Annotated in this window: 15 protein-coding genes; 9 read left to right on the top strand and 6 right to left on the bottom strand. The window is 64.1% G+C overall.

Annotated features, from left to right (window positions below; genetic code table 11):
* Positions 1–20: 20 nt before the first annotated feature.
* Together OIT41_RS01095 and OIT41_RS01090 are read right to left on the bottom strand one after the other, a co-directional pair.
* On the bottom strand, positions 21–974 hold the full coding sequence (locus OIT41_RS01095; RefSeq protein ID WP_241707244.1) for a DNA topoisomerase IB: 954 nt from the start codon (positions 972–974) through the stop codon (positions 21–23).
* Positions 975–1,004: 30 nt separating this feature from the next.
* The gene (locus tag OIT41_RS01090) at positions 1,005–1,484 is read right to left on the bottom strand and encodes a Dps family protein (RefSeq protein ID WP_078106867.1); all 480 of its coding nucleotides are present in this window, start codon (positions 1,482–1,484) and stop codon (positions 1,005–1,007) included.
* A gap of 329 nt (positions 1,485–1,813) precedes the next feature.
* Here OIT41_RS01090 and OIT41_RS01085 point away from each other — a divergent pair, with 329 nt between their 5' ends.
* From OIT41_RS01085 to OIT41_RS01070, 4 genes are all read left to right on the top strand, one after another.
* On the top strand, positions 1,814–1,984 hold the full coding sequence (locus OIT41_RS01085) for a DUF2207 domain-containing protein (protein WP_139359614.1): 171 nt from the start codon (positions 1,814–1,816) through the stop codon (positions 1,982–1,984).
* Positions 1,985–2,076: 92 nt separating this feature from the next.
* Positions 2,077–2,253, top strand: coding sequence for a CsbD family protein (locus OIT41_RS01080; RefSeq protein WP_234754057.1), 177 nt, complete (start codon positions 2,077–2,079; stop codon positions 2,251–2,253).
* A gap of 66 nt (positions 2,254–2,319) precedes the next feature.
* Positions 2,320–2,748, top strand: coding sequence for a hypothetical protein (locus OIT41_RS01075; protein WP_264637216.1), 429 nt, complete (start codon positions 2,320–2,322; stop codon positions 2,746–2,748).
* A gap of 27 nt (positions 2,749–2,775) precedes the next feature.
* Positions 2,776–3,042 (top strand): Rho termination factor N-terminal domain-containing protein, encoded by a 267-nt coding sequence (locus OIT41_RS01070; protein WP_241707242.1) that lies wholly within the window; start codon positions 2,776–2,778, stop codon positions 3,040–3,042.
* 229 nt (positions 3,043–3,271) lie between these two features.
* On the opposite strand, the gene OIT41_RS01065 is transcribed toward OIT41_RS01070, so the two are convergent.
* Positions 3,272–4,162 (bottom strand): Ku protein, encoded by an 891-nt coding sequence (locus OIT41_RS01065; protein ID WP_078106871.1) that lies wholly within the window; start codon positions 4,160–4,162, stop codon positions 3,272–3,274.
* A gap of 38 nt (positions 4,163–4,200) precedes the next feature.
* Between OIT41_RS01065 and OIT41_RS01060 the strand changes: the two genes are divergently transcribed.
* Positions 4,201–6,675 carry an ATP-dependent DNA ligase gene (locus OIT41_RS01060; RefSeq protein WP_264637215.1) on the top strand — a complete coding sequence of 825 codons (2,475 nt, stop codon included), beginning with the start codon at positions 4,201–4,203 and terminating at the stop codon, positions 6,673–6,675.
* 82 nt (positions 6,676–6,757) lie between these two features.
* On the opposite strand, the gene OIT41_RS01055 is transcribed toward OIT41_RS01060, so the two are convergent.
* Both OIT41_RS01055 and OIT41_RS01050 read right to left on the bottom strand, forming a co-directional pair.
* A complete protein-coding gene (locus tag OIT41_RS01055) occupies positions 6,758–7,018 on the bottom strand; it encodes a hypothetical protein (RefSeq protein WP_078106873.1) in 261 nt (86 codons plus the stop codon).
* A 72-nt stretch (positions 7,019–7,090) separates the two neighbouring features.
* Complete coding sequence (locus OIT41_RS01050) at positions 7,091–7,318, bottom strand: hypothetical protein (protein ID WP_078106874.1); 228 nt, start codon at positions 7,316–7,318, stop codon at positions 7,091–7,093.
* 319 nt (positions 7,319–7,637) lie between these two features.
* On the opposite strand from OIT41_RS01050, the gene OIT41_RS01045 reads away from it, so the two are divergent.
* Together OIT41_RS01045 and OIT41_RS01040 are read left to right on the top strand one after the other, a co-directional pair.
* Entirely contained in the window at positions 7,638–8,441 is an 804-nt protein-coding gene (locus OIT41_RS01045; protein WP_264637214.1) for a putative protein N(5)-glutamine methyltransferase, read from the top strand.
* Positions 8,442–8,695: 254 nt separating this feature from the next.
* Positions 8,696–10,282 carry an MFS transporter gene (locus OIT41_RS01040; protein WP_264637213.1) on the top strand — a complete coding sequence of 529 codons (1,587 nt, stop codon included), beginning with the start codon at positions 8,696–8,698 and terminating at the stop codon, positions 10,280–10,282.
* A 112-nt stretch (positions 10,283–10,394) separates the two neighbouring features.
* Here OIT41_RS01040 and OIT41_RS01035 read toward each other — a convergent pair whose 3' ends face one another.
* Positions 10,395–10,907: a hypothetical protein gene (locus OIT41_RS01035; protein ID WP_264637212.1), complete on the bottom strand. Its 513-nt coding sequence runs from the start codon at positions 10,905–10,907 to the stop codon at positions 10,395–10,397.
* Positions 10,908–11,075: 168 nt separating this feature from the next.
* On the opposite strand from OIT41_RS01035, the gene OIT41_RS01030 reads away from it, so the two are divergent.
* Entirely contained in the window at positions 11,076–11,795 is a 720-nt protein-coding gene (locus tag OIT41_RS01030) for a response regulator transcription factor (protein WP_264637211.1), read from the top strand.
* Positions 11,792–13,159 (top strand): sensor histidine kinase, encoded by a 1,368-nt coding sequence (locus OIT41_RS01025; RefSeq protein ID WP_264637210.1) that lies wholly within the window; start codon positions 11,792–11,794, stop codon positions 13,157–13,159. The genes OIT41_RS01030 and OIT41_RS01025 overlap by 4 nt, the downstream gene beginning before the upstream one ends.
* Positions 13,160–13,163 lie beyond the last annotated feature (4 nt).

Raw genomic sequence — 13,163 nt, 5'->3', positions numbered from 1 at the left:
GAGCACGCTCCTTTGTTTAATCAGGGCAATGACCCAAGGTAGGCCGCGATATCCGACTCGCGGGCCTTGAGTTGTTCGAGGTCACCCGCCAGGAATCCCTCCACGATGCGCGGATCGACGTAGGCCGCGCGGGCCACCGTTGGAGTGTTGCCGAGAATTTCAGCGGTCTGCTTGATGGCCTCGAGGACCCGCTGGCGGGGCGGCATTTTTGAAGCAGGGCCTGCGAGCGCCATGCCGGCCGCTGCTGTGCCTTTCCAGGTGCGGAAGTCCTTGGCCGTGTAGTCGCCGCCGGTGATTTTGCGAAGGTACTCGTTGACCATCGAGGCATTAAGGGAGACCGGTCCCTCACCCTCATCGAAGACCAGCAGGGATTCCTTGCCGGGTCTGCCTGCCAAAGGCCCCAGGAATCGGGCCAGGACAGGGTCCTCGATGGTCGAATCCCAGGTTTGACCGCTTTTCCCGGGGAAATTCAGGGAAACCGTATCCTCGTTGACCTGCACGTGCTTGCACCTGAGCGTGGTGAGCCCGTATGAGCCGTTGCGGCGCGTGTAGCCATCGGAACCAACGCGCAACGCGCCGAGATCCATGAGCCGCACGGCCGCGGCCAAGGTTTTGGTCTTCTCCGAAGGAGACTCCCGCAGGTGCCGGGAGACCAGGCGGCGTGCCTGCGGCAGGAGGGCTCCGAGCCGCGCAGCCCGGGCAAACTTCTCAGAGTCCTGACGAGCGCGCCATTCCGGGTGGTAGATGTATTGACTCCGGCCGGCGTCGTCCACTCCCATTGCCTGGATATGTCCGTTCTCGAACGGACATATCCAGACGTCGGCCCATGCGGGAGGAATCGCCAGCGCGTCAAGGCGCTGGCGATCCCCACCAGCGATAAGCGATCCGTCCGTATGGTAATAGCTGAATCCGCGGCCGGACCTTCGCCGGGAAATCCCTGGAGTGCCGGGTTTGCTGCGGCGGAGCCGTGGCATGCCTGGCGCCGTACTTCGCTATCCGGTTTCCTAAGCTTCCTGTGGGTCTGCCACGGACGCGCTCGCTGACATGATCTCGGCACTGATCATCCAGGCGAGCTGCTCCAAACGGGCGATGAAGGCGTGGAGAAGGTCAGCCGTCGTGGGGTCTTCTTCGTCTACTTCGTCGTGGACATCGCGCATCGTCTGGACGGTCCGCTCAAGGCGGTCGGTGATAAGCTGCACGGCATCCTTGGTCTTCGTCAATCCCGCCGGGAATTGCTCCAGCCGGGTTGAGGCAGCGACGGTACTGCTCCGGCCGTCCGGAAGGGCATGGAGCGCACGCATCCTTTCGGCGGTTTCGTCGGCGAACTCCCGGGCGGCTGCGACGAGTTCGTCAAGTTGCAGATGCAGGTCCCGGAAATTGGCCCCGACGATGTTCCAATGGGCCTGTTTTCCTTGGAGCTGGAGTTCAATCAGATCCGTCAGGACCAGCTGGAGATTATCTGCCAGGGTTTGCGATGCTTTCACGTTTTCTCCTCCTAGACGACCGTCCGATGCGAGCGCCGGGAACCGACGCACGACCTTGGGTTTAGCCTACGACTAAACCCAAAAATCTTTGTAAGTGTACTTAGTACTTGATTTGATAAGCGTGCTTAGTAGTACGATGGATGCAGTCGATGTCGGTTCGTACCGGACGAATATTCCGGGAAACGGGTGGCATCCGCTGTAACAAGACCCCGCATGGGGTCTGGGGGCCTGGTGGGGAACAACAGTTCGCAAGCGAACTGACAACCGAATACATCGCAAGGGGCCCGGGCGCTTGCCAGCGGTCCCGCTGAAGTAAGGAATGTGTCACTGTGAACACTCTTCTGATCATTGCAGGCGTTGTGGCAATCGTTCTTCTGCTCGTCGGAGGTTTCTCGCAGGCCGTGAGCTGGCTCCTCTGGGTCGGCGTGGTCCTGCTGATCGTCGCGGCTATCGGCTGGCTTCTCAGCTTCATGTCCGGCCGAAGGTCGCACGGCGTCTGACCGACCACGACATTCCGAGGCCTGCCCAGCGGCCAGGCCCCACACGTTTGGCGGAACGAAGTAAATCCATTACCAGCAAAAGGAGTACGTCCATGGGCGCAGATGACAAGATCCAAAATGCCGGAGAAAAGCTTGCAGGCAAATCCAAGGAAGCGGCTGGAAAGCTGACGGGAAACGAGAAGCTCGAAGCCGAAGGCAAGATGGATCAGAGCAAGAGCGACCTGAAGTCGGCCGGCGAAAAGGTCAAGGACGCTTTCAAGAAGGATTAAATCCGCTCGAAGTGCGGCTTCCGCCTCGCGCGGGAGCCGCACTTCCCGCTTCAAGGAGTTAAGTCGATGCCGACTATCTCTGACCCGATCGTTCCCGACGGCGCGTCTCACCCCCGGGCGGAACGAATCTGGTGCGGCAATTGCCGCACTGCCGGGCACGTGATCATGGATTCCATCGAGCCTCTCAAACCACCAGTGACAGGGCTCGTGGATGTCGCCTACACGTGCGTTGAATGCGATACGTTCTATGCCCATCCTGCGACGTTCCAGGATGTCGCGGCCATCCTGAACCAACGGGGCACGGTGTCAGGCGTGCTGCAGTTCGGCGGTGAGTACATCCACTGCGGCGAACCCATGAAAATTTCAGGAACCGGATTCCACAGCGTGTATGCGCCGATGTCCACTGAGGATCCCGCCGTCGACCTTCTCGACGTGTATCTCGCGACAAAGGTGTTGCAGTGCCGCTGCGGGTTCCGGATGGAGCTTCCGTCCTAACCAGGGGCTCGACCGGAGGAGGAACCCATGCCGAGCAAGAAAAATCCCAGCCTCAAGGATCCCGAACTCTACGAAACCCTCAGGGAAGATGGCGCCTCGAAGGAAAAGGCCGCGAGGATCTCGAATGCCGCTGCCAAGGAAGGCCGCAAGGAAATCGGCCATCGTGGCGGCACTTCGGGCGACTATGAGGACTGGACCGTGCCCCAACTAAGGTCGCGCGCCAAGGAACTGGGGCTCACCGGGTACTCAGGCAAGAAAAAAGCCGAGCTGATCTCGGCGCTGCGAAACCACTAGGCCCTCCGAGGGACATGTCCAGTTTTCGTGGGAAGAACCACCCACGCCCACAAGGGACATGCCCTCCGCCCAGAGCCACGAATGGACATAATCGCAACATGTCCATTCCCCGCTTCGCAGAAGGGACATGTGCATAGCTCCCGCGCACGCACGGAGGGACATGTGCATAGCTCCCGCGCACGCACGGAGGGACATGTCCGGTCTTCGTGGAGCGTACGACGGCGGCGCGTCAGGCTTTCTTGACCCTCGCCCTGGGCTTGCTGGCCACTTTGGCGGTGGCACCGTCGTCGGACTCTTCGGTGGACGACGCAGCGGCCGATCCAGCGGATGCCTTGCCCCGCTTCTTGTCGAGGCTCCGTTTGAGGGCTTCCATAAGGTCGATGACCTCGCCGCCTTCTCCTTCGCTGGCTGCCACGCCGAACGTCTCCTCGGTGTCGATGGAATCGCCCTTTTCGAGCTTGGCTGCGATGAGTTGGCGCAATTGAACCTGATAGTTGTCCGTGTATTGCTCTGGTTCGAAGTCGCGGGCCATGGAGTCCACCAGTGCCGAGGACATCTCCAGTTCCTTGTCCGAGATCTTGACGTCGGTTTCCAGCGACGGGAAGTTGGCTTCACGGACCTCGTCGTCCCAGAGCAGCGATTGCAGCATCAGAACGTCACCCCGTACCCGCAGCGCACCCAGCCTGGTCTTCTGCCGCAGCGCGTACTGCACGATGGCGACGCGCTCGGTGTCTTGCAAAGTGCGCAGAAGCAGCATGTACGCCTTGGGAGACTTGGAATCCGGCTCGAGATAGTAGGGCCGCTCGTACATGATGGGGTCCAACTGCTCGGCCGGAACGAACTCCACCACCTCGATTTCGCGGCTGTTCTCCGCGGGCAGCGATTTCAAATCGGCCGCGGACAGCACAACTGTGCGGCCTTCCTCTTCGTAGGCCTTGTCGATATCCTCGTAATCCACAACAGAGGCGCAGATTTCGCACTTCCGCTGGTAACGGATGCGGCCTCCGTCCTTGTTGTGGACCTGGTGGAGACTGACATCGTGGTCCTCGGTGGCACTGTAGAGCTTGACGGGTACGTTGACCAGCCCGAACGCGATAGAACCCTTCCATATGGCCCTCATGCACTAAGTGAACATCACAACAAGGCGGAGGTGAAGAGGTGGCAACCAGCCAAAGGGAGCGCGTCAACGTTGAAGGCCATGAACTGACCCTCACCAACCTGGGCAAAATCATCTACCCGGAGACTGGCACCACCAAGGCCGAAGTGCTCGAATACTATGCCGCCGTGGCCCCGTTCCTGATCCCGGCCGCCGCCAACCGGCCCGCCACCCGGAAGCGCTGGGTGCACGGAGTAGGGACCACGGCCGATCCCGGGCCGATGTTCTTCCAGAAGAACCTGGACGACTCCACACCGTCATGGGTTCCCAGGGTCACCATCCAGCACAGGGAACACAGCAACGTTTACCCGCTCGTCAACAACCTCGCCACGCTCACTTGGCTGGCCCAAATTGCCGCCTTGGAAATCCACGTGCCGCAATGGAAAGTGGACGCCGACGGAACCATGTTGCCACCGGACCGCCTTGTCCTGGACCTCGATCCGGGTCCGGGGACCGGCCTTTCCCAATGCGTCGAAGTCGCCAAGTTGGCGCGCAGCATCCTGCAGGACGTCGGACTTGATCCGGTTCCGGTGACGAGCGGCAGCAAGGGCATCCATCTTTACGCCGGCCTCGATGGGACCCGCAAATGGGAGGAGGTCTCCGCGTTCGCGCACGAGCTGGCACGCTCGCTCGAGGCCGACCATCCGGATCTCGTGGTCAGTGATATGAAAAAGACCCTGCGCAACGGCAAGGTGCTGGTGGACTGGAGCCAGAACAGCGGGAACAAGACCACCATTGTCCCGTACTCCCTCCGCGGCCGGGCCCACCCGATGGTGGCCGCACCGAGGACGTGGCGGGAACTCGCCTCCCCCAACCTCGAGCATCTGGACTTCACAGCCGTCATGAGGCGCGTCAAAGAGGGAAACGACCCCTTCGCCGCGGTGGCGGCCGGCACCAGCGCCGCGGGCACCCCCACCAGCACGGCCGCGGCCACCGCCGTGAATCCGCGGCTGGCCACCTACGTGGACAAGCGCGACCCGCAGCGGACCCCGGAACCGTTTCCCGCCGTCGGACACCAACCAGGTTCGCGCCCGCTCCAGGACGACGCGGAACCGAATCCTCCCGGCGGAATCTTCGTCATCCAGGAGCACCACGCCCGCAGTTTCCACCTCGATTTCCGGCTGGAACACGACGGCGTCCTGGCGTCCTGGGCCTTGCCGCGGGGCGTGCCGGACACTCCGGACAAGAACCGCCTCGCGGTGCGCACGGAGGACCACCCGATGGAATATGCGCAATTCGCGGGAATCATTCCTCAGGGCGAATACGGCGCGGGGACGGTCAGCATCTGGGACAGCGGCGAGTTCCAATGCGAAAAATGGCGCGACGGCAAGGAAGTCATCGCCACCCTCACCGGCAAGCCCGGCGGCGGTCTGCACGGCACCCGGCGTTTCGCGCTCATCCACACCGGAGAGTCGCCGTCGCAATGGCTGATCCACTTGATGAAGGACAAACCGGGCCACCGGGCGGTGCTGTTGCCCAACGCCGCTCCGCAGTCGAACGGAACCCCCAGCTACGCACCTATGCTCGCGACCTCCGGAACAACCGCAGATGTCTCCGCCGGCGACTGGTTGTTTGAACTCAAGTGGGACGGGTTCCGGGCCATCGTATCGGGGTCGGGCGGCAAGATCAGGTTGACCAGCCGCTCCGGAATCGACATGACGCCCACCTATCCGGAGCTGGCGGACCCGCGCTACTGGCCGGACCACGACTTCGTGGCCGACGGCGAAATAGTCGCACTCAGCAAGAACGGCCACCCCAGCTTCGAGCTGCTCCAGAAGCGGATGAACCTCTTCAAACCCGGCGACGTCGAACGCGCCCGGGCGTCCGTCCCCGTACAGCTCATGGTTTTCGACCTCCTGTACGACGAAGGATCCCAGGGAAGCGCCGACCTCACCTCCCTGCCGCTCAGCGAGCGCCGCGAAAGGCTGGCGACGTTCCACGCGAAACTGCCGGCGAGGGGCTCCCCTATCCATGTGTCCGAGGTCCTGGAGCATGACCTCGACGACATCCTGGCGAGCGCCGCCGAGCTTGGCTTGGAGGGAGTGATGGCCAAGCGCGCCGACAGCCGTTACCAGCCCGGCCGACGCAGCAGATCCTGGATCAAGCTCAAGTTGGAACGCACGCAGGAAGTGGTGGTGGGTGGCTGGCGGCCCGGCGCCGGGGCGAGACTCGGGACCATCGGTGCGTTGCTGGTGGGGATTCCGGACGGCGACAAGCTGCGCTACGCCGGCCGGGTGGGCACGGGGTTCAAAGACTGGCAACTGCGCGACATCCTCAAGCGCTTGCAGGGGCTCGATCGCCCGGACTCACCCTTCCACGACATCCCGGCCGAGGACGCCGCCACTGCGCACTGGGTTTCCCCCGAGCTCGTGGGCGAGGTGACGTTCGGCGACTGGACCGCCACCGAGAGGATGCGGCACCCCGTCTGGCGCGGCTGGCGCCCCGACAAGTCCCCCGCCGACGTCGAGCGCGCGTAGCCCGAACAGTTCAGCGACACGGAAAATGCCCTACGCCGCCAGAATTCCGGTGTCGCAGGGCATTTTCCGTGTCGAAATCTTATTAAGAGGAGTGCGGCAGTTGGGGACGGCTGGTGCGGTGGACGGCTGTGACCGCAGCCTGCTGGCCCGCGCGGCCGTGGTTGGCGCCGCGATCCTTGGGGTGCTTGGACTTGCCACTGCCGTCTGGCCAGGCAGGTGCTTGAGTCGAGCCCAGCGTCATGGCCACAGTTTCAGGGGCCGGCATGGGCGCCTTGTCCATGGACTCGACCAGATGGCTGGCTACCTCGGAGTTGATTTGTTGCTCAACGCGCTTCGCAACCATTGTTCTTCCTTTCTGCATTGAAACGAAGGGATTTTCCATACTAGGTGGGAGCGGTCCGCTTGTCTGCAGGTTCTACCAGCGGACCTTCTTCTCGGACTTGGCCAGCTTGCCGCTCGCTTGGGTGGGCTTGTGCCCTTTTCCGGTGCTTTGCCAGCTGTTCGCTGCCCCGCCGCGGGATTTGCTGGCCAGCATCTCCTTCTGGGCGTCAGTCAGTTTCGATTTGACCCCAGCTTCCGGGGCGTCGGTTTCCTGCGCCTCCGGCTCGTGCCCGGCGTCGGTTTCGGGTGTGTTCGGTGTCATGCAGTGGACTCCTTAAAGCTCTTGATGTGCCGGAGGAGGTATCGGGACGTGACGTCCGCTGCGAGACCCTGGTTCTGGTGGGAGCAACAGGAACGGCGCGGAGGCGAAGCCTCAACAGGCGTGGATTTTTGTCGGTTCAAACTCAGCGATGATCCGCTGGTCTATTCAAAAATCAGTGTTCCCATGCACCCACCCTAGACAATCCGGGCCGTGTTTGTGAACCCCGGTTTTGGCGGAGCCGTTTCACTCGTGGCCTCCAGGTCCCCTCTCGGCTAGCATGACCCGCAGAGCACCCCTCGGTGTCCCGAAAGGCTCTCCCATGTCAGCACCCACCTTCCGGCCTTCCCATTCCGCCGTCGCAGCACGGCTCCGTGCTGCCGGTTGCGTCTTCGCCGAGGACGAGGCCCGGCTCTTGATCGCGGCGGCGCACGCCCCCGGAGACCTCGACCGCTTGGTCGATCAGCGCGTCTCAGGTTTGCCCCTTGAATACCTCCTGGGCTGGGCTGAGTTCTGCGGCCAGCAGATCGCCGTGGACCCGGGCGTGTTCGTCCCCCGCCGCCGCACGGAGTACCTCGTCCAGGAGGCGTCCCGCCTCGCCCGGCCGGGCGCCGTCGTCGTCGATCTCTGCTGTGGTTCGGGTGCCGTGGGAGCTGCTTTGGCCGCCGCGGTGGGCGGCATCGAGCTTCACGCGGCCGACGTCGAGCCCGCCGCGGTCCGTTGCGCCCGCCGCAACATCGGGCCGGCGGGCGGACATGTCCATGAAGGCGATCTCTATTCGGCGCTGCCGGACGCCCTTCGCGCCCGGATTGATGTCCTTGTGGCCAACGCCCCCTACGTCCCCACGGGGGCGATCGGGATGATGCCGCCGGAGGCCCGCGTGCATGAACCGCGGGTGGCGCTCGACGGCGGCGCGGACGGTTTGGACGTGCAGCGCAGGATCGCCGAGGAGGCTCCGTTGTGGCTGGCTCCCGGAGGTCAGCTGCTCATTGAAACGAGCGTCCGGCAAGCCCCGACGACGGCGGCCCTTTTCCGGGGCGCCGGGCTGTCCGCGAGGGTGGTCCATTCCGAAGAATTCGACGCCACGGTGGTACTCGGAAAACGACAGGAAATCCACCGGGGTTGATCAGCAAACTGTGCATTTGGCGGTCCTGAACCAAACAATTTGGTAACGAAGGCCTTGAACACGGAAAATCCGCGTGATTCCGGGGCTGCAGGCGGCACATGGATGTCAGACATTTGCGTCCGAAAGGGCCCGGAACGGCCCCGAAATTCGGAGCCCGACTCTAAGATCCGGCGAATCTCGCGTAAAATTGAAACCCTGCCCAGAGCGGAGCAGCTGTATGTCGCAAGCAAATGATCTCCCTAGGAGAAACACAAATGCCCACAGACCGAAGCATTACCGACTCTTCAGCAGGCGCTAGGAACGCTGCTGCAACGAGCAAGACCGCCCCACGCGGTGCCTCAAAATTGAAACTTCCCACACGCCGTCGACTCAAGGTATCCGACGTCAACGTCGTTGACCAGCCCATGCTGAAAAAGGCACTCGGCGGCACGATCGTCGGCAACACCATGGAATGGTACGACGTCGGCGTGTTCGGCTACCTCATCACCACGATGGGGCCAGTCTTCCTGCCCGAGGCCGACAAGTCCGTGCAGACCTTGTTCCTGCTGGGAACCTTCGCCGCAACCTTCGTGGCGCGGCCGCTCGGCGGCGTCGTCTTCGGCTGGTTAGGTGACAAGGTGGGCCGCCAAAAGGTGCTCGCCACAACACTCCTGCTGATGGCTGCGAGCACCTTCGCCGTCGGACTCTTGCCTGGATACGCACAAATCGGTATCTGGGCGGCGGCACTCCTCGTCATCCTGAAACTCGTCCAGGGTTTCTCGACGGGCGGCGAATACGCCGGCGCCACCACGTTCGTGAGCGAATACGCTCCGGACAAGCGCCGCGGCTTCTTTGCGAGCTTCCTCGATATGGGCTCGTACATCGGCTTCGCCCTTGGTGCGGCCCTGGTGTCCATCCTGCAGCTCACCATCGGCCAGTCGGCCATGGAGGACTGGGGCTGGCGGCTGCCGTTCCTCATCGCGGGTCCGCTCGGCGTCATCGCCGTGTACTTCCGTAGCAAGATCGAGGAATCACCCCAGTTCCAAGCCACGTTGGACGCACAGGAAGCCCTCGCCGCGGATGCCGCAGCCAGCGACGCCGCAGTAGCCAAGGGCCCCATCGGCATCGTCAAGGCTTACTGGCGCCAGATTATCCTCGCCATGATCCTTGCGGCGGCCGCCAACACCGTGGGCTACATGCTGACTTCGTACATGCCCACGTACTTGACCGAGTCCAAGGGTTACGACCCCATTCACGGCACGCTGCTGACCATCCCCGTGTTGGTCATCATGGCAGTCTGCATCCCGCTGACGGGCAAGCTCTCCGACCGGATCGGCCGCCGGCCCGTCCTGTGGATCGGTGCCATCAGCACGGTCGTGTTCGCTGTTCCGGCCTTCCTGCTGATCGGCATCGGCGATATTTGGTCCACGCTTGCCGGTCTGGCCCTGATCGCCTTCCCGGTGACGTTCTACGTGGCAAACCTCGCCTCTGCACTGCCGGCACTGTTCCCGACCTCGAGCCGCTACGGGGGAATGGGCATCGCCTACAACTTCTCCGTAGCGATCTTCGGCGGCACCACGCCGTTCATTGTGGCCGCTTTGATCCAGGGCACCGGCAACGACATGATGCCCGCGTATTACCTCATGGGCACGTCGGTGGTCGGCGCAATCGCCATCTACTTCCTGCGTGAATCCGCGCAGCGCCCGCTCCCGGGCTCCATGCCGAGCGTGGACACCCCGGCCGAGGCCCGCGAACTAGTGGCCACCCAGGACACCAACCCGTTGATCGACCTGGACGAAATGCCGTTCGACGATGGCAACCTCGTGGCGGCGGGTTCGGGCAGGGACCCCGTCCCGGCCTAGGCAGACTGCGGGCGCGGGCTGCGGGCGGCCCGCGCCGGCGGGGCAAGGCTGGTTGTTTGGTAGCGGTATCGCTGCAAACAACCAGCCTTGCCGTCGTTCAAGGCCCTGTCCTTCAGGCCTTGCGGTCGGCCTTCTCCTCCTGCATCCGTTTTGCCTGCGCCTGGATCTTCGGGCCGTAACCGCCGTTCAATGCGGTGTCCCTGATGTGGGTGGCTTTCGCGACCCGGTCGCCCGCCGCCGCATCCTTCAGCGCCTTCAGGTCCGCCTGCAGCGCGGCTGGAAGCTTTGCGGCCAGCTTCGGGCGCTTGTCGAGGATGAAGGTGGCGATTTTCGCGGCGCGCTGGCCGTAGGTCGGCTTGCTGCTGTCCCCATTGACGAAGAACCGCAGGCCAACCGCCAGCGGGTGGCGCGCCAGTGCCGTTTTGGCCGCGACGGCAGCCGCCGCTGTCGGCTGGGAGGTAGCTGCCGCCGTCGTGCTTGTGCCGCTTGAGGTAGCCGCGTTGGCAGCGATCACGCCGCCGCCCAGCAGGAGGCCTGCCGCAAGGACGCCGACGACGACGGTTCGGGCCTTGGTGCGCTTGCGGCCCTCAACGGGGGTACCGGGGCTCGGGATGGTGTTGTTCATGGTTCGTGTCCTTTGTTCCGGCCGGTGGTCGATCCGCCGGCGCTCTTCACAACACTCTGGTCCGGCCGCATGAACTGACTGTTCGGCCAATGTTCGAGGAATGTAAAACCGTCCCCGCCGGCTGACGATGACACTCCAGGCACCCCGTCCTTGCTGTTGAATGGACGCATGGAAGAGAGCCGCGGATTGGTGCTGATTGCGGAGGATGAACAGGCAATTGCCGATATCCAGCGCCTCTATCTGGGACGCGCAGGTTTCGGCGTCCACGTGGAGCGGGACGGTATTTCCGCGCTGGCACAGATCAAGCGGCTCAAACCGGTCGCGGTGATTCTCGACGTCGGGCTACCCGGCTTGGACGGGATCGAGCTCTGCAGGCAATTGAGGCAGGCCGAGGATTGGACGCCCGTGCTGTTCGTCACGGCCCGCGATGAGGAGGTGGACCGCGTCCTTGGCTTGGAACTCGGCGCTGACGACTATCTCACCAAGCCGTTTTCGCCCTCCGAACTGGTTGCCCGGGTCAAGGCGGTCCTGCGCCGGACCGAAGGCACCCCACGGCCCAAGCCGCTGGTGCTGGGCAGTGTCGAACTGGATCCGCTGAACCGGACCGCACGCGCGGGAACCGAGGAACTCACGCTGACCGCCACCGAATTCGACCTCCTCGCCTATCTCATGGCCCAGCCCGGCCGGGTCTTTTCCCGTGAGCAGCTCCTGTCCGCCGTGTGGGGGCAGGCCAGCTACGCCGCCGGACGGACAGTGGATGTGCACATCGCGCAGCTCCGCGCCAAGCTCGGCGGGCACTCCCCCATCGCGACGAGCCGCGGTGTCGGCTATTCGGCAGGGGCTTCCCCATCGTCCGGCCCCCGTCCCTCGGCCGGGGAACCGACGTGAGGCGCTGGTTTGGCACGCTGGCGGGGCGCACGACGGCGGTGATCGCCGCCGTCGCGACCGTCGCCGTCCTGCTTGCCGGCCTTCTGGCGGCGCAACTGGTCAACGCCACGGCCGTGGACGAAGCCAAGAAGTACCTCGCGGTCGAGGCCGATTCCCTGAGCAAGCAATCAAGCCTTGGCAGCCTGCAGGACCTTCGCGCAGACCTGCTCACGCACGGCGCGAGGTTAGCGCAAATCAGTACCGACGGCCGAGTGAGTGGCGGCGGGGCGAGGCTGGTGGATGCGAAGACTGTAGCGGATGTCTTGGCCGGAAAATCGGTCTCGACATCGGTGAACGGTCCGCAGAACACCGTGGTCCTTGAGGCCCGGCCGTTGGCGGCCGGCGGTGGCGTGGTACTGGCGCAGCCGGTGTCCGAAATCCGCGCGGCCGCCGCTCCCCTGCTGAGCCGTATGCTGGTTGCCCTCGCGGTTTGCCTTGTGTTCGCCATCGTGGCCGGTGGCCTTCTGGCGCAATGGTTGAGCCGGCCCTTGGTACGCACGGCACATTCGGCCCATCGGCTTGCCGCCGGAGAACGATCCGTGGCGGTGGCGCCCGGCGGCCCGGCCGAAGTGGTGGAGGTTTCGCAGGCACTGGCTGCCCTCGACGCCGCACTCCGGACCAGCGAGGGGCGCCAACGCGAGTTCCTGCTCTCCATTTCCCATGAAATCCGGACACCCCTCACCGCGCTACGGGGCTACGCCGAGGCGCTTGCCGACGGTGTGGTCAGCGGCGACGACGTGAGCGGGGTCGGGCAGACCCTCGTGGCCGAAACGAACCGCCTGGACCGTTTTGTCCGCGACCTCCTGGAATTGGCACGGCTTGAGTCAGATGATTTCCGCGTGGAACTGCAGCCTGTGGACGCGTCCTTGATCCTGCGCGAGAGCTGGCAAGCCTGGCAGGCGGTGTGCATCCAGAACGGGATCGCGGGGCGGCTCGAACTGCCTCTTGGGCCATTGCCGATACGCAGCGACGGCCAGCGGCTGCGCCAAGTGGTGGACGGCCTGCTGGAAAACGCACTGCGCGTGACACCCGAAAGCGCTCCGGTTGTGCTCGCCGCTTACGCGACCGGGAGCGGGCTCACCGTTGAAGTGCGCGACGGCGGCCCTGGCCTCACGGAGGCGGATGCCGCCGTCGCGTTCGAACGCGGTGCGCTCTTTGCAAGGTACAGCGGAGAACGGCCGGTTGGAAGCGGACTGGGCTTGTCCATCGCGGCAAGGATCGTGCAGCGGGTGGGCGGCCGCATCAGTGTGCGGGTAGCGCCTGAGGGCGGTGCGGCGTTCGTGGTGGAGTTGCCCGGCATTCCCGCGGGCGCCCCGCAAACGTAGACTC

The organism is Arthrobacter sp. YA7-1 (assembly GCF_025960325.1).
In the GTDB taxonomy this organism is placed as follows: domain Bacteria; phylum Actinomycetota; class Actinomycetes; order Actinomycetales; family Micrococcaceae; genus Arthrobacter; species Arthrobacter bambusae_A.
Note: the sequence above shows the minus strand (reverse complement) of the source record. Positions and strands in the feature narration are given on the sequence as shown.

What these genes read in the sequence shown, in the direction of transcription:
- OIT41_RS01095 (WP_241707244.1), bottom strand. Translation starts at nt 974, where the DNA reads ATGCCACGGCTCCGCCGCAGCAAACCCGGCACTCCAGGGATTTCCCGG.
- OIT41_RS01080 (WP_234754057.1), top strand. Translation starts at nt 2,077, where the DNA reads ATGGGCGCAGATGACAAGATCCAAAATGCCGGAGAAAAGCTTGCAGGC.
- OIT41_RS01075 (WP_264637216.1), top strand. Translation starts at nt 2,320, where the DNA reads ATGCCGACTATCTCTGACCCGATCGTTCCCGACGGCGCGTCTCACCCC.
- OIT41_RS01070 (WP_241707242.1), top strand. Translation starts at nt 2,776, where the DNA reads ATGCCGAGCAAGAAAAATCCCAGCCTCAAGGATCCCGAACTCTACGAA.
- OIT41_RS01065 (WP_078106871.1), bottom strand. Translation starts at nt 4,162, where the DNA reads ATGAGGGCCATATGGAAGGGTTCTATCGCGTTCGGGCTGGTCAACGTA.
- OIT41_RS01055 (WP_078106873.1), bottom strand. Translation starts at nt 7,018, where the DNA reads ATGGTTGCGAAGCGCGTTGAGCAACAAATCAACTCCGAGGTAGCCAGC.
- OIT41_RS01050 (WP_078106874.1), bottom strand. Translation starts at nt 7,318, where the DNA reads ATGACACCGAACACACCCGAAACCGACGCCGGGCACGAGCCGGAGGCG.
- OIT41_RS01045 (WP_264637214.1), top strand. Translation starts at nt 7,638, where the DNA reads ATGTCAGCACCCACCTTCCGGCCTTCCCATTCCGCCGTCGCAGCACGG.
- OIT41_RS01040 (WP_264637213.1), top strand. Translation starts at nt 8,696, where the DNA reads ATGCCCACAGACCGAAGCATTACCGACTCTTCAGCAGGCGCTAGGAAC.
- OIT41_RS01035 (WP_264637212.1), bottom strand. Translation starts at nt 10,907, where the DNA reads ATGAACAACACCATCCCGAGCCCCGGTACCCCCGTTGAGGGCCGCAAG.
- OIT41_RS01030 (WP_264637211.1), top strand. Translation starts at nt 11,076, where the DNA reads ATGGAAGAGAGCCGCGGATTGGTGCTGATTGCGGAGGATGAACAGGCA.